Annotated in this window: 25 protein-coding genes; 20 read left to right on the top strand and 5 right to left on the bottom strand. The window is 58.1% G+C overall.

Annotated elements, in window-relative coordinates:
- Positions 1 to 21: 21 nt before the first annotated feature.
- Positions 22 to 393, bottom strand: a complete 372-nt coding sequence (gene fliN, locus ACYZT1_RS18290; protein ID WP_462016070.1) for a flagellar motor switch protein FliN — start codon at positions 391 to 393, stop codon at positions 22 to 24.
- The gene (locus ACYZT1_RS18285) at positions 390 to 1,229 is read right to left on the bottom strand and encodes a FliM/FliN family flagellar motor switch protein (protein ID WP_462016069.1); all 840 of its coding nucleotides are present in this window, start codon (positions 1,227 to 1,229) and stop codon (positions 390 to 392) included. The genes fliN and ACYZT1_RS18285 overlap by 4 nt, the downstream gene beginning before the upstream one ends.
- Positions 1,230 to 1,688: 459 nt before the next feature.
- Between ACYZT1_RS18285 and ACYZT1_RS18280 the strand changes: the two genes are divergently transcribed.
- The 17 genes from ACYZT1_RS18280 to ACYZT1_RS18200 all read left to right on the top strand — a co-directional run bounded on the left by ACYZT1_RS18280 (position 1,689) and on the right by ACYZT1_RS18200 (position 15,795).
- Positions 1,689 to 3,059, top strand: coding sequence for a sigma-54 interaction domain-containing protein (locus ACYZT1_RS18280; protein ID WP_462016068.1), 1,371 nt, complete (start codon positions 1,689 to 1,691; stop codon positions 3,057 to 3,059).
- A gap of 42 nt (positions 3,060 to 3,101) precedes the next feature.
- Positions 3,102 to 3,434, top strand: coding sequence for a flagellar hook-basal body complex protein FliE (locus tag ACYZT1_RS18275; protein WP_462016067.1), 333 nt, complete (start codon positions 3,102 to 3,104; stop codon positions 3,432 to 3,434).
- A gap of 19 nt (positions 3,435 to 3,453) precedes the next feature.
- The gene (gene fliF, locus ACYZT1_RS18270) at positions 3,454 to 5,124 is read left to right on the top strand and encodes a flagellar basal-body MS-ring/collar protein FliF (RefSeq protein WP_462016066.1); all 1,671 of its coding nucleotides are present in this window, start codon (positions 3,454 to 3,456) and stop codon (positions 5,122 to 5,124) included.
- Positions 5,096 to 6,151 carry a FliG C-terminal domain-containing protein gene (locus ACYZT1_RS18265; RefSeq protein ID WP_462016065.1) on the top strand — a complete coding sequence of 352 codons (1,056 nt, stop codon included), beginning with the start codon at positions 5,096 to 5,098 and terminating at the stop codon, positions 6,149 to 6,151. The genes fliF and ACYZT1_RS18265 overlap by 29 nt, the downstream gene beginning before the upstream one ends.
- 10 nt (positions 6,152 to 6,161) lie before the next feature.
- Positions 6,162 to 6,854, top strand: coding sequence for a flagellar assembly protein FliH (gene fliH / locus ACYZT1_RS18260; RefSeq protein WP_462016064.1), 693 nt, complete (start codon positions 6,162 to 6,164; stop codon positions 6,852 to 6,854).
- A 3-nt stretch (positions 6,855 to 6,857) separates the two neighbouring features.
- A complete protein-coding gene (gene fliI / locus ACYZT1_RS18255) occupies positions 6,858 to 8,177 on the top strand; it encodes a flagellar protein export ATPase FliI (protein WP_462016063.1) in 1,320 nt (439 codons plus the stop codon).
- A 10-nt stretch (positions 8,178 to 8,187) separates the two neighbouring features.
- Positions 8,188 to 8,616 carry a flagellar FliJ family protein gene (locus ACYZT1_RS18250; RefSeq protein WP_462016062.1) on the top strand — a complete coding sequence of 143 codons (429 nt, stop codon included), beginning with the start codon at positions 8,188 to 8,190 and terminating at the stop codon, positions 8,614 to 8,616.
- Between the two features lie 85 nt (positions 8,617 to 8,701).
- Positions 8,702 to 8,986 carry a flagellar biosynthesis anti-sigma factor FlgM gene (gene flgM / locus ACYZT1_RS18245; RefSeq protein ID WP_462016061.1) on the top strand — a complete coding sequence of 95 codons (285 nt, stop codon included), beginning with the start codon at positions 8,702 to 8,704 and terminating at the stop codon, positions 8,984 to 8,986.
- Complete coding sequence (gene flgN / locus ACYZT1_RS18240; RefSeq protein WP_462016060.1) at positions 8,983 to 9,417, top strand: flagellar export chaperone FlgN; 435 nt, start codon at positions 8,983 to 8,985, stop codon at positions 9,415 to 9,417. Before flgM ends, flgN begins: the two co-directional genes overlap by 4 nt.
- A gap of 275 nt (positions 9,418 to 9,692) precedes the next feature.
- Positions 9,693 to 11,018 (top strand): flagellar filament capping protein FliD, encoded by a 1,326-nt coding sequence (fliD, locus tag ACYZT1_RS18235; protein WP_462016059.1) that lies wholly within the window; start codon positions 9,693 to 9,695, stop codon positions 11,016 to 11,018.
- A 7-nt stretch (positions 11,019 to 11,025) separates the two neighbouring features.
- Positions 11,026 to 11,409 carry a flagellar export chaperone FliS gene (fliS, locus tag ACYZT1_RS18230; protein ID WP_462016058.1) on the top strand — a complete coding sequence of 128 codons (384 nt, stop codon included), beginning with the start codon at positions 11,026 to 11,028 and terminating at the stop codon, positions 11,407 to 11,409.
- Positions 11,393 to 11,710, top strand: a complete 318-nt coding sequence (locus ACYZT1_RS18225) for a hypothetical protein (protein WP_462016057.1) — start codon at positions 11,393 to 11,395, stop codon at positions 11,708 to 11,710. Before fliS ends, ACYZT1_RS18225 begins: the two co-directional genes overlap by 17 nt.
- 3 nt (positions 11,711 to 11,713) lie before the next feature.
- The gene (locus tag ACYZT1_RS18220; RefSeq protein WP_462016056.1) at positions 11,714 to 12,781 is read left to right on the top strand and encodes a flagellar hook-length control protein FliK; all 1,068 of its coding nucleotides are present in this window, start codon (positions 11,714 to 11,716) and stop codon (positions 12,779 to 12,781) included.
- A 127-nt stretch (positions 12,782 to 12,908) separates the two neighbouring features.
- A complete protein-coding gene (locus ACYZT1_RS18215) occupies positions 12,909 to 13,307 on the top strand; it encodes a flagellar basal body-associated FliL family protein (protein WP_462016055.1) in 399 nt (132 codons plus the stop codon).
- Positions 13,308 to 13,315: 8 nt separating this feature from the next.
- Positions 13,316 to 14,047 (top strand): FliA/WhiG family RNA polymerase sigma factor, encoded by a 732-nt coding sequence (locus tag ACYZT1_RS18210; RefSeq protein WP_462016054.1) that lies wholly within the window; start codon positions 13,316 to 13,318, stop codon positions 14,045 to 14,047.
- Positions 14,048 to 14,050: 3 nt separating this feature from the next.
- Positions 14,051 to 14,923 carry a flagellar motor stator protein MotA gene (gene motA, locus ACYZT1_RS18205; protein ID WP_462016053.1) on the top strand — a complete coding sequence of 291 codons (873 nt, stop codon included), beginning with the start codon at positions 14,051 to 14,053 and terminating at the stop codon, positions 14,921 to 14,923.
- Entirely contained in the window at positions 14,920 to 15,795 is an 876-nt protein-coding gene (locus ACYZT1_RS18200) for an OmpA family protein (protein ID WP_462016052.1), read from the top strand. The genes motA and ACYZT1_RS18200 overlap by 4 nt, the downstream gene beginning before the upstream one ends.
- Before the next feature lie 10 nt (positions 15,796 to 15,805).
- On the opposite strand, the gene ACYZT1_RS18195 is transcribed toward ACYZT1_RS18200, so the two are convergent.
- From ACYZT1_RS18195 to ACYZT1_RS18185, 3 genes are all read right to left on the bottom strand, one after another.
- Positions 15,806 to 16,594, bottom strand: a complete 789-nt coding sequence (locus tag ACYZT1_RS18195; RefSeq protein ID WP_462016051.1) for a winged helix-turn-helix domain-containing protein — start codon at positions 16,592 to 16,594, stop codon at positions 15,806 to 15,808.
- Positions 16,595 to 16,759: 165 nt separating this feature from the next.
- Complete coding sequence (gene lafA, locus ACYZT1_RS18190; protein ID WP_462016050.1) at positions 16,760 to 17,638, bottom strand: lateral flagellin LafA; 879 nt, start codon at positions 17,636 to 17,638, stop codon at positions 16,760 to 16,762.
- 145 nt (positions 17,639 to 17,783) lie between these two features.
- Positions 17,784 to 18,590, bottom strand: coding sequence for a deoxynucleotide monophosphate kinase family protein (locus tag ACYZT1_RS18185; RefSeq protein WP_462016049.1), 807 nt, complete (start codon positions 18,588 to 18,590; stop codon positions 17,784 to 17,786).
- Between the two features lie 160 nt (positions 18,591 to 18,750).
- Here ACYZT1_RS18185 and ACYZT1_RS18180 point away from each other — a divergent pair, with 160 nt between their 5' ends.
- The 3 genes from ACYZT1_RS18180 to ACYZT1_RS18170 are packed head-to-tail and all read left to right on the top strand — an operon-like array spanning position 18,751 to position 20,932.
- Positions 18,751 to 19,737 carry a DNA polymerase III subunit delta' gene (locus tag ACYZT1_RS18180; protein ID WP_462016048.1) on the top strand — a complete coding sequence of 329 codons (987 nt, stop codon included), beginning with the start codon at positions 18,751 to 18,753 and terminating at the stop codon, positions 19,735 to 19,737.
- 32 nt (positions 19,738 to 19,769) lie between these two features.
- Positions 19,770 to 20,126, top strand: a complete 357-nt coding sequence (locus tag ACYZT1_RS18175; RefSeq protein WP_462016047.1) for a PilZ domain-containing protein — start codon at positions 19,770 to 19,772, stop codon at positions 20,124 to 20,126.
- Positions 20,127 to 20,140: 14 nt separating this feature from the next.
- The gene (locus tag ACYZT1_RS18170; RefSeq protein ID WP_462016046.1) at positions 20,141 to 20,932 is read left to right on the top strand and encodes a TatD family hydrolase; all 792 of its coding nucleotides are present in this window, start codon (positions 20,141 to 20,143) and stop codon (positions 20,930 to 20,932) included.

Genomic DNA, 20,932 nt, shown 5'->3' with positions numbered 1-20,932 from the left:
TCAGGTGTCGCGTGAACCTGTTCATCCGGCCAGGTCACTCAAGTTCGAGCCACTCAGTTCGACGATCCGCAGGCCGTAGTTGCCGTTGACTACCACCACTTCGGCCTTGGCAAACAGCGCTCCGTTGACTTTGACGTCCAGCGGGGCACCGGCCAGCTTGTCCAGAACGATAACGCTACTCGCATCGACGTCCATCAGTTCGCGCAGGGAGATTTCCGTCGATGCGACTTCAAGGGTGACATTTACCGGAATATTGCCGAAAAACTTCAAGTCCTGCTGGGGCAGCGATGGGGCGATGGGCTCCGCAACGGCTGGCGTTGTCTCGACCTCAAAGCCCAGGTCGGGGTCGTTGAGCAAGTCGTCGAAGGCGGCATCGGAAACGGAGGTGGTCATTGGCTTTTCACACTATCCAGGGAAGTTAGGAACAGGGAACCGTCGCTTTCGGAAATGGCCCCGTGGAACAGCTTTTGCTGTTTGATATGGACTTCGCAGCGATCCAGTAACCGCATCAGCACAATGTCATCGGGCCGAAGGGCCAGCACGCTGCCCAGTGGCATTTGGGCTCTGGCCAGGATGCAGTGAAGTTGTACGGGCAGATCGTGAATTCGCTGCACCGTGGGTTCGGCAGCCGTGGCAGGGTTTGCATCGCTCACCTTTCGAGTGAGCTCGTCAATGACGGCGCCGTCCAGGTATAGACAGATACAGGACACGCTGCCGCTGGCCTGGCTGCGATAGGAAAATTCGACGCGATAGCCCCAGTGGATTTCTTCATAGGCACTGACTGAAGCGTCAATGTGCTGCAACGCCACGCCGCCGAGCATGATCCGCGTCCAGATCTTCGCAATGTCGACACCCAGCCGTGCACGCATGCGATCTTCCGAGGTGCTCACCGGTGGTGCGTCCTGAGAGGGGAGGGTGGTGCCACCGTAATAACTTTCCAGCAATTCGCTGAGCAACGGCCGATCAATGCTGAAACCGATCTTGCCGATTGCCGAGCGATAGCGGCATTCCGGCGTAGCGCTGAAATTTTCGTCTATACGAACTTCGCACAGTTCTATATTGATACGGTAATGGGTCAGCACGTAATCACTGATGACGGCGGGGTATTTGCCGGTCAGTTCCTTTATATAAGCCGGAATTTTATGGTAGTGCCGCCCAAGTTTCTGCGGTTTCAAAAACGTGAGTTGCTCGGCAGGCACCCGATGCAGAACTTTCTTATGGCCATTCATGGTGAGTACTGTATTCCTGAAATTTCGCCGTTTTGCATTCTTGCTAACTGTTCCTGGCGATTGGGGCAGGTGATTCGAATCCTGGAATCATCATTGACCCGTGGGTGGCCTGCGAGGTAAACGGCGAGGCAGACGGGTGAACAGCTAAGAGTCGGCGAGTATAGAAACCGGGGCCTTCGCTGTTAAATCAAAAGGTGTCAAATCGTCGTTTGAGAGAAATTTTGAACAGTTTTGAGGATTACTGATTTCCGCTGTGCCGGCCCAGCGATTAGAGTTTTTTTCATCGCAAGAACGCGGGCTTCCAAGTGCCTGGTCGTCTATGGCTGGCCAGGCAAATTCACGCGGTGAACAGTTGGGAACTGTGTACAAGTGCACTCAATGGTACTTGGGCACGGTTGTTCCGACGCTCGAAAGTGGCGATCCCTATGGCAGGTATAAACCGTGAGACCGGTAAATCAAGTGTTTAACTACAGTATCGTCGAGCCGAAAGTTCGCAAAGAACTATCGGGGGTGATCGTTATTGGCAATTCCCGGGAAAGTGGCTATCAGACACTGATCGAAAGTTTGCAACAGCAGAATCGGCCAGTCGCCTGTTATGAAAGTTGCGCGCAGCTGGAAGGCCCTTCACTGGCCAAAGCCACAGTCGTGTTTGTGTTCGTCAGCACCTTTTCCACTCACACCTTGCGCTTGCAGACCGACGCCCTGATTCGCCGAGCCCGGCATATCAGCGTCATTCCGATTGTCGAATACGCCGAACAGGATCGCGCCGCTGGTTTGTTGGAAAGTGGTTGCGTGGACTACCTGCTGGCGCCGTTCAGCGCCTCACAGATCCGTGCCTTGTTGCTGCGTCAGGAAGGTGCTGTGGCTGCCCAGGAAAGTTTTGTCTCCTGTTCCCAGGCAGGCCGGCGCCTGCTGGCGATGGCCCAGCGCGTTGCAGCGACCCGTGCGCCGATCCTGATTACCGGTGAAACCGGCACGGGGAAGGAAATGATGGCCCGTTATATCCATCGGTTTGCCGCCAGAGACAAAGCACCGTTCATTGCCGTCAACTGCGCGGCGATTCCCGAGCAAATGCTCGAGTCGCTGTTGTTCGGTCATGAGCGAGGCGCTTTTACCGGCGCCATCAGTGCCCAGCCGGGCAAGTTCGAGCTGGCCAACGGAGGTACTCTGCTACTCGATGAAATTGGCGAGTTGCCGTTGGGCTTGCAGGCAAAGCTGCTGCGGGTGCTCCAGGAACAACGGGTCGAGCGCCTTGGCGCCACCCGCGAAACGCAGCTCGACGTGCGGGTGATCGCGGCGACCAACCGCGATTTATCGGTCGAGGTGGCCGAAGGGCGTTTCCGTGCAGATCTGATGTTCAGGCTTGACGTGCTGCCCCTGCATATCACCCCGCTGCGCGAGCGCCCCGAGGATGTGCTGGCGCTGGCCCGGCGTTTCATTACCCAATACGCGCCACACGAACATGAAGAATGCCTGTTGACCCCGGCCGCCTGCCAGGCGCTGTTGCAGCACACTTGGCCAGGTAATGTGCGCGAACTGGAAAACACACTGCAGCGGGCCCTGGTTTTGCGCAAGGGTCTGTTTATCCAGCCCCATGACCTGGGCTTGGCCACGTGCCCGGCGCCTTCGGTGGACATGGCAGCTACGCAGGGCAAGACCGCCCTGCGTGCCACTGGCAAGTGGGCCGAATACCAGCATGTGCTCGACACCATCCGTAAATTCAACGGCCATAAAACCAAGGCCGCCCAGAGCCTTGGCATGACCCCGCGCGCGCTGCGTTATCGCCTCAGTGCGATGCGCGAGCAGGGTGTGCCAGTACCGGCGCTCTGACGTTTCAGCCTTTTGGCATTCCCCCTGCGTGGAGACATACCTGTGAGTTCAATCATGAACGTCCAGCAACATTTGCTAGATCAGATGGAACAGGCCAAAAGCCTGATGCAACAGCCGGTCATCCAGCCGGCAGCGCTATTTCACCCGATGCCCGAGGGCGGGATCGTCACGGCGTTCGATGAAGCCATGCGTGCAGTGGATGCTCAGCAGCATATCGCCAGCCGCGCCATGGCGGCGGTGGACAGCGGCCAGAGTGACAACCTGGCCGGCGCGATGATCGAAAGCCAAAAGGCCAGTGTGGCCTTCAGTGCCTTGCTGCAAGTGCGAAACAAATTGACCACGGCATTCGATGACGTGATGAGAATGCCGTTGTAACCGAAAGTGAGTGCTGAACGTGCTGCAAGAAATCAACGATAAAGTCAGGTCCCGACTGGGTGGGCTGAAGCTGGACCCGCGCATCGGGCTGGGGGTAATGGCAGCGGCCGCCGCTTTGCTGGCGGTGGGGATAGTGATGTACCTGTGGCGTGACCTGGGCGCGATGCGCCCATTGTATGGCGCCGGCGAGCCTTACCCGGCGGCGGAGGTGATGCAGGTGCTGGATGCCGAGCAGATCCCCTACCATTTGCACCCGCAGAGCGGCCAGATTCTGGTGCGCGAAACCGAGTTGGGTCGCGCGCGCATGCTGCTCAGCGCCAAGGGCGTGCATGTAGCGGTGCCAGTAGGTTACGGCTTGTTCGACAAGGATGAACCACTGGGCACGAGCCAGTTTGTCCAGGACATTCGTTTGAAGCGCAGTCTGGAAGGCGAGCTTGCACGCACTATCATGGCGCTCAAGGGCATCGATAACGCCCGGGTTCATCTGGCCTTGCAGGAAAGCAATTCTTTTGTGGTCAGCAATCGCGACCCGGCCAAGGCGTCGGTCATGGTGCAAATGAGTTCCGGCTACCAATTGAATCCCGAGCAGGTGGGGGCAATCGTCAATCTGGTCGCCAATAGCGTGCCCAGGTTGCAGGTGGCTGATGTCAGCGTGGTCGACCAGTACGGCGTGCTGTTGTCCCGTGGCCTCAACGCCAGCGGCGGCCCGGTGCAGAGTTGGCAAGTAGTGGATGACTACCAGCAGAAAGCCTCGGCGAATGTCGAGCAAGTGCTGGCACCGATCCTTGGCATGGGCAACTACCGGATCAGCGTCACGGCTGATATCGACTTCAGCCAGAAGGAAGAAACCCTCCAGGCGTTTGGTGACTCCCCGCGCTTGCGCAGTGAAGTGCTGCAGGATGAAAGCGTTCTCGACCGACTCGCCATTGGTGTTCCCGGCTCCTTGAGCAATCGCCCGGTGCCACCGGCCGGCGGCCAGGCACCGGCCAAAGGCAGCGAAGCACAGACCGCTGACAAGGGCGCGACATCTGTGCGCAAGGAATCCACGCGCAAACTCGATTACGACCAGAGCGTCACCCACGTCAAGCATTCTGCTTTCAACCTGCGTAGCCAAAGCATTGCCGTGGTGTTGAATGCCAGTGACGCCGAAGAGGGCGGCTGGCCCCCGTCGGCCCGGGCTCAGCTTGAGGCCATGCTCAAAAGCGCGGTGGGCTTCAACCCCGAGCGCGGCGATGTGTTGACCTTGAGCGTTTTCCCGTTCGCGCCTACCGATCTGACCCGGACTGAACCGGACTGGTGGCAAAACGACCAGTTCTATGACTTGGTCAAACTTGGCGTGGTTGCTCTGGTTAGCCTGCTGTTGTTGCTCTTGGTGGTACGTCCGGCACTCGGTCGCCTGATAAAAGGTGTCGAGGGGCCAGCAACGCTGGAGGGTGGTGAACAGGCGGCGCTGAATCTGGACAATCAGCCGTCCTCCCAAGCTCTGGCCTCGAGCAAGGACAGCACATTTGGCCATACGCTTGGCGCCATCAATCCGCTCTCTGAAATTCGCCTCCCGGCGCCGGGCTCGGGCCTGGAGTTGCAAGTCGAGCATTTGCAGATGCTTGCTCAAAACGATCCCGAACGTGTATCGGAAGTGCTCAAACAATGGATAGGTCGCAATGAAACCAGTTTCCCCTCGCACAACTGACGTCATGCAGGAATTGCGGGCACGCACGCCGCAGAATCGGTCGATGAGCTCCCTCGAGCAGGCGTCAATTCTCATGTTGAGCATGGGGGACAGCGTTTCGGCTGGTGTGTTGCGGCATTTCTCCCGTGAAGAAATTGTCACCATCAGTCAGGCAATGGCGCGCTTGAACAACGTCAAGCAGCCCATGGTGTCGGAGGTCATCAGCCGTTTTTTCGAAGACTACAAAGAGCAGAGCAGCATCAAGGGGGCTTCGCGTAGCTACTTGTCAGGCATGTTAGGCAAGGCATTGGGCAACGAGATCACCCGTGGTCTGCTGGACAGCATCTACGGCGAGGAAATTCGCGCCAAAATGGTCAGGCTCGAATGGGTCGATCCCAAACAGTTTGGCACCCTGATCGCCATGGAACATGCGCAGATGCAAGCGGTATTTCTCGCCTTCTTGCCCCCCGGAATGGCCAGTGAGGTGCTGGAAAGCATGCCAAGCTGGCGTCAGGATGAGTTGCTGTACCGGATCGCCAACCTCAATGAAATCAATGGCGATGTGATCAAGGAATTGGAGCTGTTGATCGAGCGCAGTCTGTCGGTGCTCTCCAGCCAGGGCTCCCAGGTGCGCGGGGTCAAGCAGGCCGCCGATATCATGAACCGCTACAAGGGCGACCGCGATCACATGTTTGAACTTCTGCGCGCTCACGACAACGCCTTGGTTGAGCGCATCGAGGATGAGATGTATGACTTTTTCATCCTCTCACGCCAGAGCGACGAGGTGCTCCAGGCATTGCTTGAGGCCATTCCTCTCAGTGAATGGGTGGTCGCGCTCAAAGGCGCCGAACCCGCGGTGGTCAAGGCGATCCAGGGCGCCATGCCTCGGCGTCAGATGCAGCAGATGGAAGCGCAGAACCGCCGTCAGGGTCCGGTACCGTTGAGCCGGGTAGAGCAGGTGCGCAAGGAAATCATGGGGGTGGTGCGCGAGATGGCTACCGAAGGCGGCCTGGCCGTGCAGTTATTCCGTGAGCAAACCGTCGAGTGAGGGCTGTCGTGTGTCAATCAAAGTGGTAAATGCGAAGGGCACTGATTGGCGGCCTTATCGGTTTCCGCCGTTGCCGGATCGTGAAGCGCCGCAGTGGAGCGACGATCCTATCGCATTGCAGCGGGCCGTGGCCGACGGGTTCCAGGAAGGCAACGAAAAAGGCTACCTGGAAGGCCTTAACCAGGGTCGAGAGCAAGGTCAGCGCGAAGGGATTGCCGTTGGCCGCGAAGAAGGGCGTCGTGAAGGTCTGGTCCAGGGCATGCTTGAAGGCCGCCAATCGTTTGATCAAGCCAGCGAACCCTTGGAGTCGGTGAATCGCAAGCTGCGCAGTTTTATGGCTGAGTTTGAGCTCAAGCGGCGCCAGGAACTGCTGGCGCTGGTGAAGAAGGTCTCCGAACAGGTGATTCGCTGCGAGCTGACCCTGAATCCAACGCAACTATTAACGTTGGTCGAAGAAGCTTTGGCGGGCATGCCGCTGCAACCCGAAGACGTGCACGTGCTGTTGCACCCGCAGGAGTTCGCGCGGATCAAGGATTTGGCTCCCGACCGGGCTGCGGCCTGGCGTCTGGTGGCGGACGAGTCGCTGGCGCTGGGAGAGTGCCGCATTGTCAGCACCCAGGCCGAGGTGGATGTTGGATGTCAGCAACGCCTGGACGCCTGCGTGCAAACGTTGTCCGAACACCTGCACTTGATGGAGGAGTGAGTCATGCTCAAACGCTTCGAGCTGGATGAGGCATTGCGTTCGCTGGAGACCGTGCAACTGGCCAAGGTCAGTGGGCGCCTGGTACGCATGTCCGGCATGCTGCTCGAGAGTTTGGGCTGTCAGCGGGTGACCGGCCAGCGCTGCTATGTCGAGCAGGCGGATGGTAGCTTGCTGGACGCGCAGGTCGTTGGTTTCAATCGCGAGATCACCTATCTGATGCCGTTCAAGAAACCCGTTGGCCTGAGTTCTGGGTCACGAGTGTTTGCCGCCCGCGATGAAGCGGCCCTGCACATTGACGAGTCATGGTTGGGCAGGGTGGTCAACGGGCTGGGTGAGCCGATGGACGACTTGGGCAAGTTGAGCGGGCGTGACCCATTGTCGGTCGAACTGCCTAAGGTCAATCCTCTCAAACGCCAGCCGGTCAGCGAGCCGCTGGACGTTGGAGTGCGTGCCATCAACGCATTGTTGACCCTGGGCAAGGGACAGCGGGTGGGGCTGTTCGCGGGCAGCGGAGTTGGCAAGAGTGTGTTGCTGGGCATGATTACCCGGCAAACCAAGGCCGATGTGGTGGTGGTCGGACTGATTGGCGAGCGCGGCCGCGAAGTGCAGGAATTTATAACGCACTCCCTGGGCCCCGAAGGCTTGCGCAAGGCCGTGGTGGTGGTAGCACCGGCCAGCGAGTCACCCTTGATGCGCCTCAAGGCCGCCGAATTGTGCCACAGCATTGCCGCATACTTTCGTGATCAGGGCAACGATGTATTGCTGTTGGTGGACTCCCTGACCCGCTACGCCATGGCCCAGCGCGAAATTGCCTTGGCCTTGGGTGAGCCGCCGGCGACCAAGGGTTATCCGCCCTCGGTGTTTGGCATGTTACCGGAGTTGGTCGAAAGCGCCGGCAACGGCGAAAGCGCCACCGGCAGTCTCAGCGCCTTGTACACCGTACTCGCCGAGGGCGATGACCAGCAGGATCCAATAGTCGATTGTGCCCGGGCCATTCTCGATGGCCACATTGTGTTGTCACGCAAGTTGGCCGATGTCGGCCACTACCCGGCCATTGATGTCGCCGCCTCGGTCAGTCGCTGCATGAGCCAGGTGGTCGACCACAAGCATCAGCGTGCTGCGCGGGCGTTCAAGGAGTATTCCGGTCTGTATGAGCGGATAAGGGAGTTGATCCCGTTGGGTGGCTACACCCCCGGCATGGATCAGGCTACCGATCGTGCAGTCAAGCTGGCACCCAGTCTGGAGCGGTTTTTGCGCCAGGATGTCGGGGCTATTGCTGAACTCTCCCTGTGCGTGGCGACCTTGCAGAGCATCGTCAAATGAGGGCGCCCGGATGAAGCAAGGAATCGAAGTATTGAGCCGCCTGGCCGACTTGCGCGGGATTCAGGTGCGTCAGGTCATGGCCCGTGTTACCTACCAACAGAATCTCTGCCAGCGCTATCGCAACAATATCGCCGGCCTGGCCCGTTTGTGCGGGTTCAGCAGCGCCACCACGACACCGTTGCAACGCCACAATCAGCAGCAGTACAAAGCCACGCTGCACGCCATGACCAATTTGCAGACACGGGAGTTGAAACTGGCCGAACAAACCCTGCGGCGCATTCAAGACGAACTGCTGGTGACGATGCGGCAGGAGAAAGTACTGACCCATGTAATCGAGGGCAAGGTACTGGCCTGGCAGGCCGAACTGTCGCGCCAGGAACAAAAAATCCAGGACGGGCTGGCCAGTCAGACCTGGTGGCGTAATCAGGCGGTGTCGTAACAAATCATATTCTTCGCACATTTGATTTAAGGCAGTCACCTGTTGGGTCGCCTTGGTCAACTATCACTACGCTCTGGACCTCATCATGGAAATCATTCCACAGCCTCACATGGGCTTGCCCAATACCTCCCAAACCAAGGCCTTGAGCCCGCAAGCGACCGATCTCAGCGGCCCGGCCGACGCCGTGACGAGTTCGCTGCCGGTCAAACCGGCACTGCAGCAGATCCAGTCTGCCCTCGGCGAACTGCCCCAAGTCGATCTGGAAAGAGTGGCCGCGATCAAGGCCGCGCTGGTCAACGGCGAGTTGGCCACTGACAGCGCCAGTCTGGCCGCCGCCATACTCACCTATCACCGCGGCAGTGACCGATGACTCAAAGAGCGCAATTGCTGCGGGTTATTGAACAGGATCTGGCTGAAGACCTCAGTGGCTATGAGCAGATGTCCGGGCTGATGACCAACCTTTACGACTGGTTGATGGCTCGCGATTGCCCGCAAATTGAATTGGCCAACCAGCAAATCAGTAGCCTGGTGGATGCCGCCTCCTTGCGCGCGCGTCGCCGTACAAAGGTATTGCACGCCGTGCGTTTGAGTGGTGACGCCAGGTCGATGGAGCAGTTGTTCACGTTGCTGGCGCCGGAGCGCAGTGCTTTGTTGGAAACGCACTGGAGCACCCTGACGGAGCGGGTGATGAGGTGCCGCGCACTTAATGAGCGCAATGGCAAATTGTTAGCCATGCACAGCGATATCTTGCAGCAGCTGTTCAACCAGCAACCCGAAAGCATCTACCACCCCAGCCTCTAATCTACCGGCAGTAGCAACCTGACATTGCCTGCGCTTGATTCCTCCCTTTGCCTGATCTCTCGCTGTCGCCCGGTTAATAAATCACTGCGCGTGGTCGCCTTGAATTAACAGGTTCGGCGCACCCCTTGTCGGCGGAAGTTGCGCTTCCGTCTGACGCCGCCCGACCGCTGAAAGCGGAAGGTCTGTTTCAGCATTTTTTTAAAAAAATACTTATAAAACAATTAGTTAGTGGTTGGCATTGGTCCTGCTATCTATTAATCAAGGAGATCTCTCACATGGCAATTGATACAGCTTACATTCAGTCCCAGGCAAAACTGCTCGCCGAGTACGAAGTACAGCGTGAGCTGGCACAGGCCCAGCGTAATGAGACCAAGTACAAGGCTCAGCTGGCAGCCGTGACCGCGCTGGATACTGCACTCAAGGCATTGGGAGCTGCGGTCAAAAGCCTCAAGGGTACTGACAAAAGCATGGTGATCAACGCCGCCACTTTCAGTTCCGAAGGCATGGCCAGCGCCACCGTAGGCGCCAATGCCAAGGAGGGCAGCTATCAGTTTTTTGTTGAACAACTGGCCAGTCGTCATCAGGTGGCACTCAGTGGTTTGGGCACCGATGCCGCCGACGGCGGTAACCTGACCATCAAGCAGAACGGCGTGGAGTTCAACGTTGACCTGGCTGCGGCCGACGGCAACGGCGATGGCGAATTGAGCCAGGAAGAACTCGCCGCCGCGATTAACAATCACGCCGATAACAAGGGCGTCAAAGCGACACTGGTTCGCAGCGGCGGCGAAGTGACCATGGTGCTGACCGCGGAAGAAACCGGCGCCGACTCCAGGATCGAATTGAGCACCGATGCCACCGGAAGTCCGCTGGAAAGTGCGCTTGGCTCCGCCAAGGAACTGTCCAAGGCGCAGAACGCGGTGGTCTACCTCGGCGCAGATGCCGGTGGCATGCGTCTGGAGCAAGGTTCGAACACTTTCAAGGACACGATCGACGGCGTCAGTTTGACCTTCACCAAGGCCCATGCCGCCGGCGACAAGCCTCTGACCGTGGATATCAGTCGCGACCAGACGGCCACCAAGGACAAGCTCAACGAGTTCATCACCGCCATCAACAACATCCTCACCACGTTTGACACGCTGACCGGCTCCGGTGGCGAGAACGGTGAGCGCGGGGCGTTAGCGGGTGACTCGAGCATCCGCTCGATTAAAGCGATGATCAACTCGGTGCTGCGCGAACCGTTCGGCGGAGTGACGTTGATGGAGTACGGCATCGTCTCCGGCGCCGATGGCAAGTTGAAACTGGACACCAAGTCTTTCGAAAAAATGCTCGATGCCAATCCCGAAGCCTTTGAAAAGCTGTTCTCCGACAAAGGCAACCTGCTCGATACCCTGGATAAAAAACTCGCCACTTACACCAGCGGCAGCACCAGCTCGATGAAGGCGCGAAAAGACAACCTCAACGCCCTGTTGCAGCGGGTCGACGAAAAGTACGAAGACCTGGAAACCAAGTACCAGGCGCATTACCAGCGCTACCTCAAGCAATACACCAATCTGGCGCAGGTCATGGCGTCGATGGAACAAACCTTCAGCATGTTCGGATGAGGCACCCATGAATGAAAGCTATGAGAGCTACCGCGCGGTTGATCTGGAAATCCGCGCGTGCTCGGCCTCCCCGTATGAATTGGTCCTTGTGTTGTTCGACGGCTTGCTGGACGAACTCAGTCGAACGCGCGGGCACATAGAAGCCAAGCGCTTTGAACTCAAGGGCCAATCGCTGGAGAAGTGCATGAATATCATCAATGCACTCAACAACATCCTGGACTTCGAAAACGGCGGGGAAATGGTGGAAGGGCTGTCACGGCTTTACGACTACTGCGTGCATCGCTTGGTGGAGGTAAGTGTTTCATTGTCACTCTCTGGTCTGGATGAGGTCCTGCACCTGTTGGGGCAGATACGCGAAGGTTGGGAGGGCGTCCATGCTGCCCGAGGCTGATTTGCGTCGTCTTTTACAGCTGCAACAGCCACTTGCCGATGCCCAGGTCAAGCAAGACTGGGCGCGCATTGGCGAGCTGAATGCCCTTATTACCCAAAGTCTTCAGCGTTTGCGGGACGCAGGCGCACTGACTGAGAAAGCGTTGGTGGAGTTGGCGCCGCTCAAAAAACTGCACGGGCAAGTCCTCAGTTCGTGCACCGATGAGTGCATGCGCTTGAAGGCCATTCTTGATCGCCATACCGAGTTTGGTGAAGGGCGCCAGGCTTACTCGCTGGTCGACAGTGCGCAGGGGGAGCGCTAGCCCATGGTGCCGTTGATTTCCTCAAGTCCAGGGTTTGGCTCGGCCGCCGAGTTGCCGCCCGGCCTGCCAACTGATGCGCAGCCGCCGGACGGGATCGCCGACCTGTTGTTCTTGCCGTTAGAACCGCAGCCTGTACCTCAGCAGCAATGGTGCGATTGTGCAGCACCGGATGAACCCGTGCCGGAGTCGGACGAGACAGGGGTGGATCCCCAACAATGGTTGAGCGCGATGCTCAACCAGCAGGCTGTGCAGTTGCAGGCTCGGGGCTACTCCGATGCTCGACCGGCTTTGTCCGACGCTATGCCAGGGGTTGATCGCTTGCTGTCGCGTATGCCGATGGTGGCCGGCGCGATGGTCCTCGGGCAAGAAGCGGGCGACCCGTCAGAGCACAAGGTCGCTGCAGACAAGGCATGGCAGGGAACGCAAGAGGTGCTTGCGCAGCCCCCCCAGCGTAAGGCCACGGGCCTTTTGGGTGCGTGGCTACAGGTTGGCCTGGCGCCCCAGGCCGTTGCGGCGGTACTGCCGAGTACGAACGAGGTCCCCGCCATGAGTGCCAGTGAGGGCGTGCCGCTGGCGCCTCCTGTCACTTCCCTCTCAGCGCCCTTGGTGGGTGCCACGGCGTCGCAGGCACCGGTGCTGGAACGTGGTCTCAAGTTAGCGGCACCGCAGGCGCGTTGGGGCGAGCAGATGTTGCATGCCCTGCGTGAGACGGTACAGGTACAGGTCCAGCAGCGCTTTCAACAGGCGACCATTCGCCTGGATCCGCCAGAGCTGGGCAGTCTGGAAATTTTCATCACCCACGAACCCGGCCGCTTGAGCGTGCAGATTTCGGCCGTCCAGGGGGATGTTGCTCGCTTGCTGCTACACACCAGCGACCGCCTGCGCCAGGAGTTGGTAGAACAAAACACGTTGCAGGTCAGCGTGGAGATTTCCAGCGACTCCCAAGGCCATTCGGGGCGCGACTCTTCGCGTCAACGGCATGAGCGTGAGATCGCTGAGGCCATCGAAGATGCGCCGGGCGAAATTCATTCGAAAAAACACGCCCCCGGCGATGTGCTGGTCACGGTCTAGCTGCCGGTAGCGCTCAGGCGCAAAACCCGAATCTGAACCTTATTTGGACTGAAAGATGGTCATTTCAATGTCGCGAGTCATTTTATTGGTTGTGGGAATTAACACGGTTATTACGCTGGGAAGCGCCGTGTTCGGCTATCTCTATGTCAGCGCCCACCTCGGTGTCGCCAAGCTGGAACCCACAGCGGGAGAAGTGGTGCGGCACACGATCGCGGAATACGCGTTTTACCCGATCGAGAAAATCGTGGTGAACCTGCCGGGAGAACACCGCGAGCATTACTTCGTCCTCGACCTGGCGCTGCAAGTGGATGTCAACGCCCATGCCAGTACCTACAAACAGATCGAGCCGATGGTGCGTAATTCGGTTATCGCCTCCCTGTCGATGCTCAAGTTTGCCGAGCTGCGGGTGTTGCCCATCAGCGAGCTGCAAGCTCGGCTGGACGCCGATCTGAGCAAGGACTTCGCCGCGAAGGGTCTTGACCTGCCGTTTCGCAGCATACTGGTCAGCAAGTTGCTGGTGCAGTAGTCCAGGCCATGAACGATTCTCTGGCCGTCTATAGCCCCGACCCGGTCGTCACCGGGCCACCTTTGTTGGCGCCGGGCGCTGAACAGAGGTGGTTAATAGAGTACCTGCCGCTGGTCAAGCGCATCGTCAATCAGCTGTCCCTGCAAGCCAGCCAGGCGATGGACCGCGAGGACATGGAGCAGATCGGCTTGATGGGCCTGCTCGAAGGTCTGCGCCGCTATGGTCTGCCTGATGAGCATTTTGCCCGCTTTGCCGCCTTGCGGGTGCGCGGCGCGATTCTGGATGAACTGCGTCGCCTGGATTGGCGGCCGCGGCAAGTGCGGCAGAAAGCACACAAGGTGCGCGATCTGCTGCGTCAATTGTCCCGTCAACTGGGACGCCAGCCCCGCGAGAGCGAAGCGCTGGCGGCCACTGGTTTGAGCGCCGCCCAGTACCAGGCCCATCTGCAAGATGAAGCTGGCGAAGCGATCGAGAGCCTGGACGCACTTTTGCTCAATGGTGAGCGCGATTTCGGCCATGACGGCAGTTGCGTCGAGGCTCGTGTTCACAGCGAGCGGCTATTGGCCCAGGCCCTGGATCATCTCGACGAGCGTGAGCGCTTGGTGCTGACGCTGTATTACCAACATGAATTGAATCTCAAGGAAATCGGCCTGGTGCTCGACATCAGCGATGCCCGTGTATGTCAATTGAGCAAGCAGGCCATTGACAAGGCCCGCATCTTTTTAACGAAGAGAAGCTAGAACGTGCAGAAAATTTTAGGAGCATTAATCATTATCGGCTGTGTGCTGGGTGGTTTCGCCATGGCCGGTGGCGGGATGAGTGTGCTGTGGCAACCGTCCGAAATGTTGATTGTGGTAGGCGCGGCATTTGGCAGCCTGATCCTCGGCAACCCCAAGGAGGTGCTCATTGAAATGTGCGTTCAGATCAAGGGCGTCTTCTCATTCAAGCGCCGTGGCGAGCAGTTTCAGCGTGAACTGTTGATGCTGTTGTATGAGCTGTTGGAAACCGTCGAAGTGGGTGGCCTCAAGACCCTGGACGCGCATATCGAAGAGCCTGAGCAGAGCGAGTTGTTCATCAAGTACCCGCTGATTCTTCAAGAAAAAAACCTGATGGCCTTTATCGCCGATAACTTTCGCTTGATGGCGATGGGCAAAATCAGCGCGCACGAACTTGAAGGTTTTCTTGAACAGGAACTGGACGCGATGCACGACGCCCTTCTGCTGCCTTCGCGTTCGCTGCACAAGGTTGGCGAAGCGATGCCGGGGTTCGGAATTCTGGCGGCGATTCTGGGCATCATCATCACAATGGACAGCATCGGCGGTTCCGTGGCCGAGATTGGTGCGCATGTGGCGGCGGCGCTGGTGGGGACCTTCCTTGGAATCTTCTTCTGTTATTGCCTGATGGAGCCCTTGAGTAACGCCATGGCCCAGCGAATTCGTACCGAACTGTCGGCACTCGAATGCGTACGCACCACTCTGGTAGCCCATGTCGCGGGCAAACCGACGCTGCTGGCGGTGGATGCCGGACGCAAGCTGATTGAGCAGGACGTCAAGCCGGCCTTCAAACATCTGGAAAAATGGGTCACCAATTTCGAGGATGGACGAGGTGCTGAATGAGACGGCGTAACGATAAAAGCGATCAGATCATCGTCAAGCGCCGTAGCAAGCGGGGCCATGAAGAGGAACATAGCGGCGCCTGGAAAGTCGCCTTTGCCGACTTCACTCTGGCAATGATGGCGCTGTTCATGGTGCTGTGGATCATTCAGCCCCAAGCCGACGCGGAGCGTATGGCCCAGATTGGTGACACCCAATCCTCAGTTCTGGACTTGGGCGCCGGCATCTTCGACGGCACCAACCGGGAGCCGATGGATGACAGCGTGGCGGCGTCGGTCGAACCCCCTGTCCCGGAATTTACGCCTGGTGCATCGCAGAGCGAGCAGTACGACAGCCAGGAGCGGTTGCAGTCATTGGCAGAGTTGATGCGATTGCTGGCCGAGCGCGCTGATGCGTTGGCTAACGTCGAGGTGCATGTGGTGCCGCAAGGGCTGCGAATTCTGATTAAGGATGACCCCAAGCGCTTCATGTTCGAGCGTGGCAGTGCCAACCTCAACCCGCATTTTCGCAATTTGTTGACGACCTTGGCCCAGGAGTTGGTCAGGGTCGAGAACAAGCTGATTATCAGTGGACATACCGATGCCACGCCGTATCGCGACAATGGCCCATATGACAACTGGAATCTTTCCGGTGAACGGGCGTTACAGGCGCGCTCGGTATTGGTGGCGGCAGGGCTACCGTTGTCGGGGGTGTTACAGGTCTCCGCCCAGGCGGACGTGATGCCGCTACTGCCCGACGATCCGTTGAACGGGGCGAATCGGCGCATCGAATTGCTGCTGCTGACGCACCAGGCCGAGGGCTTGTATCGCCAGCTGTTCAGTGATGATCACGTGAGTTATTCAGGTGGTTCGGCGGACTACATCAAGGCGCTGTAGCGTTGGCGCGTTATTCCATGCACTTGCGCAGTTGGCTGTCACTGACGTTTTCAATCTGATCGTCTTGCACGCGGATAGCACGACTCTCGCCGCCCTGCGGCGTGCAGTAGATACGGTAGTAACCGCTATCCCCGCCGACGATTGCCAGTTGTACCGGCTTGTCACTCAAATCAAGTATCCGCTGGCTGAGTCCATGGGTGCGCTGGATCAGCTTCTGCAATAGTGGTTGTTGGCTTTCCACGTACACCACACTGTCCTTACCGACTTGTTGGCGGCTGGCCAGGAATTGCGCCGGCAGGGTTGTGAAGAAGTTGACCACTAGCACCGTCGCTGCGGTGATGCCTAGCGCCCACTTCCGTCGATTGTTTCGGCGCGCGACAGGTACATCCACTACAGGTGCGTCCCCGACCGGCGGTTCCACGCTGGCATCGGGGTGATTATCGGCAGGTTGCGGCGGTAGCACAAATGCGGGATTGAACCGATAGCCGCGTCGCGCAACAGTCTGGATGATCTGGCGATCCTTCTCGTCCCCAAGAATCTTGCGCAAGGTATAGATCTGTTGATTCAGACTCCCCGGTCCGACCACGCGATTGTTCCAGGCATGGGAGACCAGTGTCTCGCGGTCAATTACCTGCCCGGGTTCCTGGATCAGCCGCTCAAGCAGGCGGCCCCCTGAGAACCCCAGGTCGATAGTCTGAGCTGCGTCACCCTTGAACAGCGTCAGCTTGTACAGCACCGAGCAGAAAAAGGCCGGTTGCTCCGTGTGGCCGGTCTTGATGTTCGCAGAGGGTGTATTCATCGGGTCTCAGGAGAGTTGTCAGATTGGATGTAGGATTCTTCCATTTTGACTTCAGCTTTTATGTAAGAACTTTCCTAAGTTCATGGCTTACGGCTCGTTTATCACGGCCAAAAAAACGCCCCCGGATGCTGGCGGGGGCGCTTTTTGGGGTTCTTCAGGTGCGGCTTAGCCCAGCAGCGACATCACCATGCTCGGCATTTGCGCGGTTTGCTTGAGCATCGAGATGCCGGACTGAAGCAGCATCGAGTTTTTGCTCATCATCGCACTTTCGCTGGCAAAGTCAGCGTCCATGATCCGGCCACGGGCCATTTCGGTGTTGTCTTTCATGTTGGCCAGGTTGTTGGCGGTGTGGTTCAGGCGGTTGATGTTGGCACCGAACTGGCCGCGCAATTCACCAACGTCATCCAGTGCAGCAGCCAATTCAGCGATTTTCAGGTTGGCGGCGTCGCCGGTGGAAATTTCGTCGCCCGGGGTGCCGCTTGGGGTGGTGTATTGACTTGACAATCCATCCAGGCTAGTGGCCAGGGCTGCGGCTGCGGCGCTGACGTCCAGGTCCAGCGTCTCACCGGCCGTGGCGCCGATCTGGAACTTGATTTCAGCGCCGAATTTTCCGGTAGTACCGTCCTTGCCGAACAATTTTTCGCCGGCGTAGGCGGTGTTCTCCATGATGTTGCCAAGCTCTTTACCCAGTTCGTCGTACTCGGCCTGCATCGACTTGCGGTCATCGTCGCTGTTGGTTCCGTTAGCCGATTGAGTGGCGAGGTCTTTCATTCGTTGCAGGATGTCAGTCATTTCACCGAACGCGCCGTCTGCGGTCTGCAGCAGCGAGGAGGCATCGCTGACGTTGCGCATGGCCATGGCCATGCCTTTAGTCTGGGCGCTCAGGCGAGTAGCGATCTGCAGGCCTGCGGCATCGTCGGAGGCCGAGTTGATGCGCAAGCCAGTGCCCAGGCGCTGCTGATTGACGGCCAGGGCGTTGTTGGTCTTGTTCAGGTTGGTCTGGGTCAACAGGGACGAGTAGTTGGTGTGGATAGTCAGGGCCATGGGAGGCGTTCCTTATCAAAATGAGTGAAGACCGGAGCAGGCTTCTTCCTGCTGATACTCAAAGGGCGACCCATATGGCTTCTTGCTTAAATCTCACAAAGCGTGATTCTGGCCTCGCAAGTCATGGCTCATCTCTGGCAGTTGATCACTTGATCGCCGCGAGCGCTTTCCATGTACGCTCGGTTTTTTCTCTCAGTTCATCCAGAGTTCCGTTGTTTTCTATGACGACATCGCCTTTTCGAACGTCGATCCCTTCTTCCGAAGAATGGTAATTGACTGCAGCCGCATTTTTTCTGGTTATGTGCCAAATGATTCCATTGTGATTGCGCCAGAATTCGGCTTCGTTTTCATACCGTATGTCTTTTATTACAACGATCGATTTTCCGGACATGTCGCAAGATATTGACTTTGGTTTTTTAACCGGGCGGCTCTTGCGTGTTAATTGGTAAGTTGGAAAGTCTCGATCAAGATATTTTTGTATAAGTGAAAACATTTGATTCGGTGTGAGCATCCAGAAGGGGTCCACTGTTTCGCGATTTTCTGCAATCCAGGTTTGCTCGTCGCTAAGCCCCCAAAACACCTGGACCGCCATCCATGTTGGCGAAGCAGGTGAGGCAGTATTCACAGATCGGGTCGGAGCAGGGGTTGACGAGCAATGATTGAGTTGCCGATCAGCACGTAATAGCCAATGCTCTGGGTTATGATCTCGCAGCCATTCCGTTCCAACCCGTTGGAACATCTGGCGAGGTGACGCTCTCCAGAGCGGGATATCTTTCTCCTTGAAGTCGTCCGACCAGGCCTCATCATCTGTTAGGCCGAAAAGTGCCTGGCATCCCGCTTTCAAAGGGTCGGCCAGAGCAAAAGTCGAGACGTCCGGGTGCTCCAGCAGCATGGAAGCTACGGTGTCTTTCCCTGAGCGGGCTACGGCGGCAAGACCGATGATGGTTGGCAATTCAGGCTCCAAAAAATGCTTCGGTGGGGGGATTCATAGGGTGTACATTTTGTTAGACGAGCGTATATGAAATCCATGTTTACATTCCTTGAAGAACGAATACAAGATTCGACCTATGCCTGTCTGGGCAGGGTTCGCGGGTTGTCGCTGGAGCTGACCCGTGGCTGAATCCTACCCATGGCAGGACGGGCTATGGCAGCAATTTGCCGGGCGCAAGCAGCATGCACACGCCTATCTGCTGCACGGTCCGGCCGGGATTGGCAAGCGTGCGCTGGCCGAACGCTTGATGGCCAGTCTGCTGTGCCAGCGTCCGACGCCGCAAAATGCCTGTGGCGAATGTAAATCCTGTCTGCTGCTCAAGGCCGGTAGCCATCCCGACAATTACATTCTGGAACCGGAAGAAGCCGACAAGGCGATCAAGGTCGATCAAGTTCGCGAGCTGGTGAGTTTCGTCGTACAGACTGCGCAGATGGGCGGGCGCAAAGTGGTGCTGATCGAGCCGGTCGAGTCGATGAACGTCAACGCGGCCAACGCCTTGTTGAAAAGCCTCGAAGAGCCTTCCGGCGATACGGTTTTGTTGCTGGTCAGTCACCAGACCAGTCGTTTGCTGCCAACCATCAAGAGCCGCTGCGTGCAGCAGGCATGTCCGTTACCGAGCGAAGCGATGAGCCTTGCCTGGCTGGCCAAAGCGCTGCCGGACTGCTCGGACGATGAACGCGTCGAGCTGCTCACCCTGGCCGCCGGCTCGCCGCTCGCCGCAGTCAATCTGCAGACCCAGGGTGTGCGCGAACAGCGCGCACTGGTGGTCGAGGGCGTGAAAAAATTGCTTAAACAGCAACAATCGCCAACGCAACTGGCTGAAGGCTGGAATGCAATCCCGCTGTTGTTGCTGTTCGACTGGTTCTGCGACTGGTCGAGCCTGATCCTGCGTTATCAACTCACCCAGGATGAAGAGGGGCTGGGGCTGGCCGACATGCGTAAGGTCATTCAGTACCTGGCGCAGAAGTCCGGTCAGGACAAGGTCTTGAACATTCAGGACTGGATTCTCGCCCAGCGTCAGAAAGTCATGAGCAAGGCCAATCTCAACCGGGTACTGTTGCTGGAAGCGTTGCTGGTGCAATGGGTTTCTCTGCCCGGCCAGAAGTGACTAGACTTTAAGCATCTGCACGGGAGGTCAGCATGAATGAAGCCGTCAATCAGGGGCCGCGCAACGGCATTCTGTCCCTGACCATCAAGGACAAGTCCGTTCTTTTCGCGGCCTACATGCCGTTCATCAAGAACGGTGGCCTGTTTATCCCGACCAACAAAAGTTACAAGTTGGGCGATGAGGTGTTCATGTTATTGAACCTCATGGACGAGGCGGAAAAAATTCCTGTGGCGGGCAAGGTCACCTGGATCACGCCCAAAGGTGCGCAAGGTAACCGGGCCGCCGGCGTTGGCGTGCAGTTCAACGATGGCGACGACACTGCGCGCAGTCGCATCGAAACCCATCTGGCCGGAGCGCTGCAGTCCGACCGTCCCACTCACACGATGTAAGTTGCCGTCTTCTTATGCTTGTAGATTCCCATTGTCACCTCGATCGCCTCGACCTCGCCGCCCACGACGGCTCCCTGGATGCTGCACTGGATGCGGCCCGTGGCCGCGGAGTCGGACACTTTCTGTGCATCGGAGTCAGCGTCGACAACGCTGCCGACGTCAAAGCGCTTGCCGAGCGTTATGACGATGTCGACTGTTCCGTTGGCGTCCACCCGCTGGATGTGCAACCCGGCGCTGCGCCGGCGCTGGACTGGCTGCTGCGTGAACTCGATCATCCCCGAGTCGTAGCCATTGGTGAAACCGGTCTCGATTACCACTACGAGCCCGAAGCGGCGCACTTGCAGCAGCAGTCGTTTCGCCTGCACCTGGAGGCTGCACAGCAGACCGGCAAACCCGTGATCATCCATACGCGTGGAGCCCGGTCCGACACACTCAATCTGCTGCGTGAAGCGGCATTGCCGCAGGCCGGCGTGCTGCATTGCTTCACTGAAGACTGGGACATGGCCAAGGCGGCTCTGGACATGGGCTATTACATTTCCCTGTCCGGGATTGTCACATTTCGCAATGCGGATGCCTTGCGCGATGTGGCGAGCAAAGTGCCTGCCGATCGCTTGCTGGTGGAAACCGACTCTCCGTACCTCGCGCCGATTCCGCATCGCGGCAAACCGAACCTGCCGCAATATGTGCGCGAAGTGGCAGAGTTTCTGGCGATGTTGCGGGGCGAGCCTTTCGAGCAATTTGCCGAGCAGACCACCGAAAACTTCAAGCGGCTGTTCCCCCTGGCGCATGTCAGGACGGCGTCGTAA

This window comes from Pseudomonas sp. PB3P13, assembly GCF_054897735.1.
Note: the sequence above shows the minus strand (reverse complement) of the source record. Positions and strands in the feature narration are given on the sequence as shown.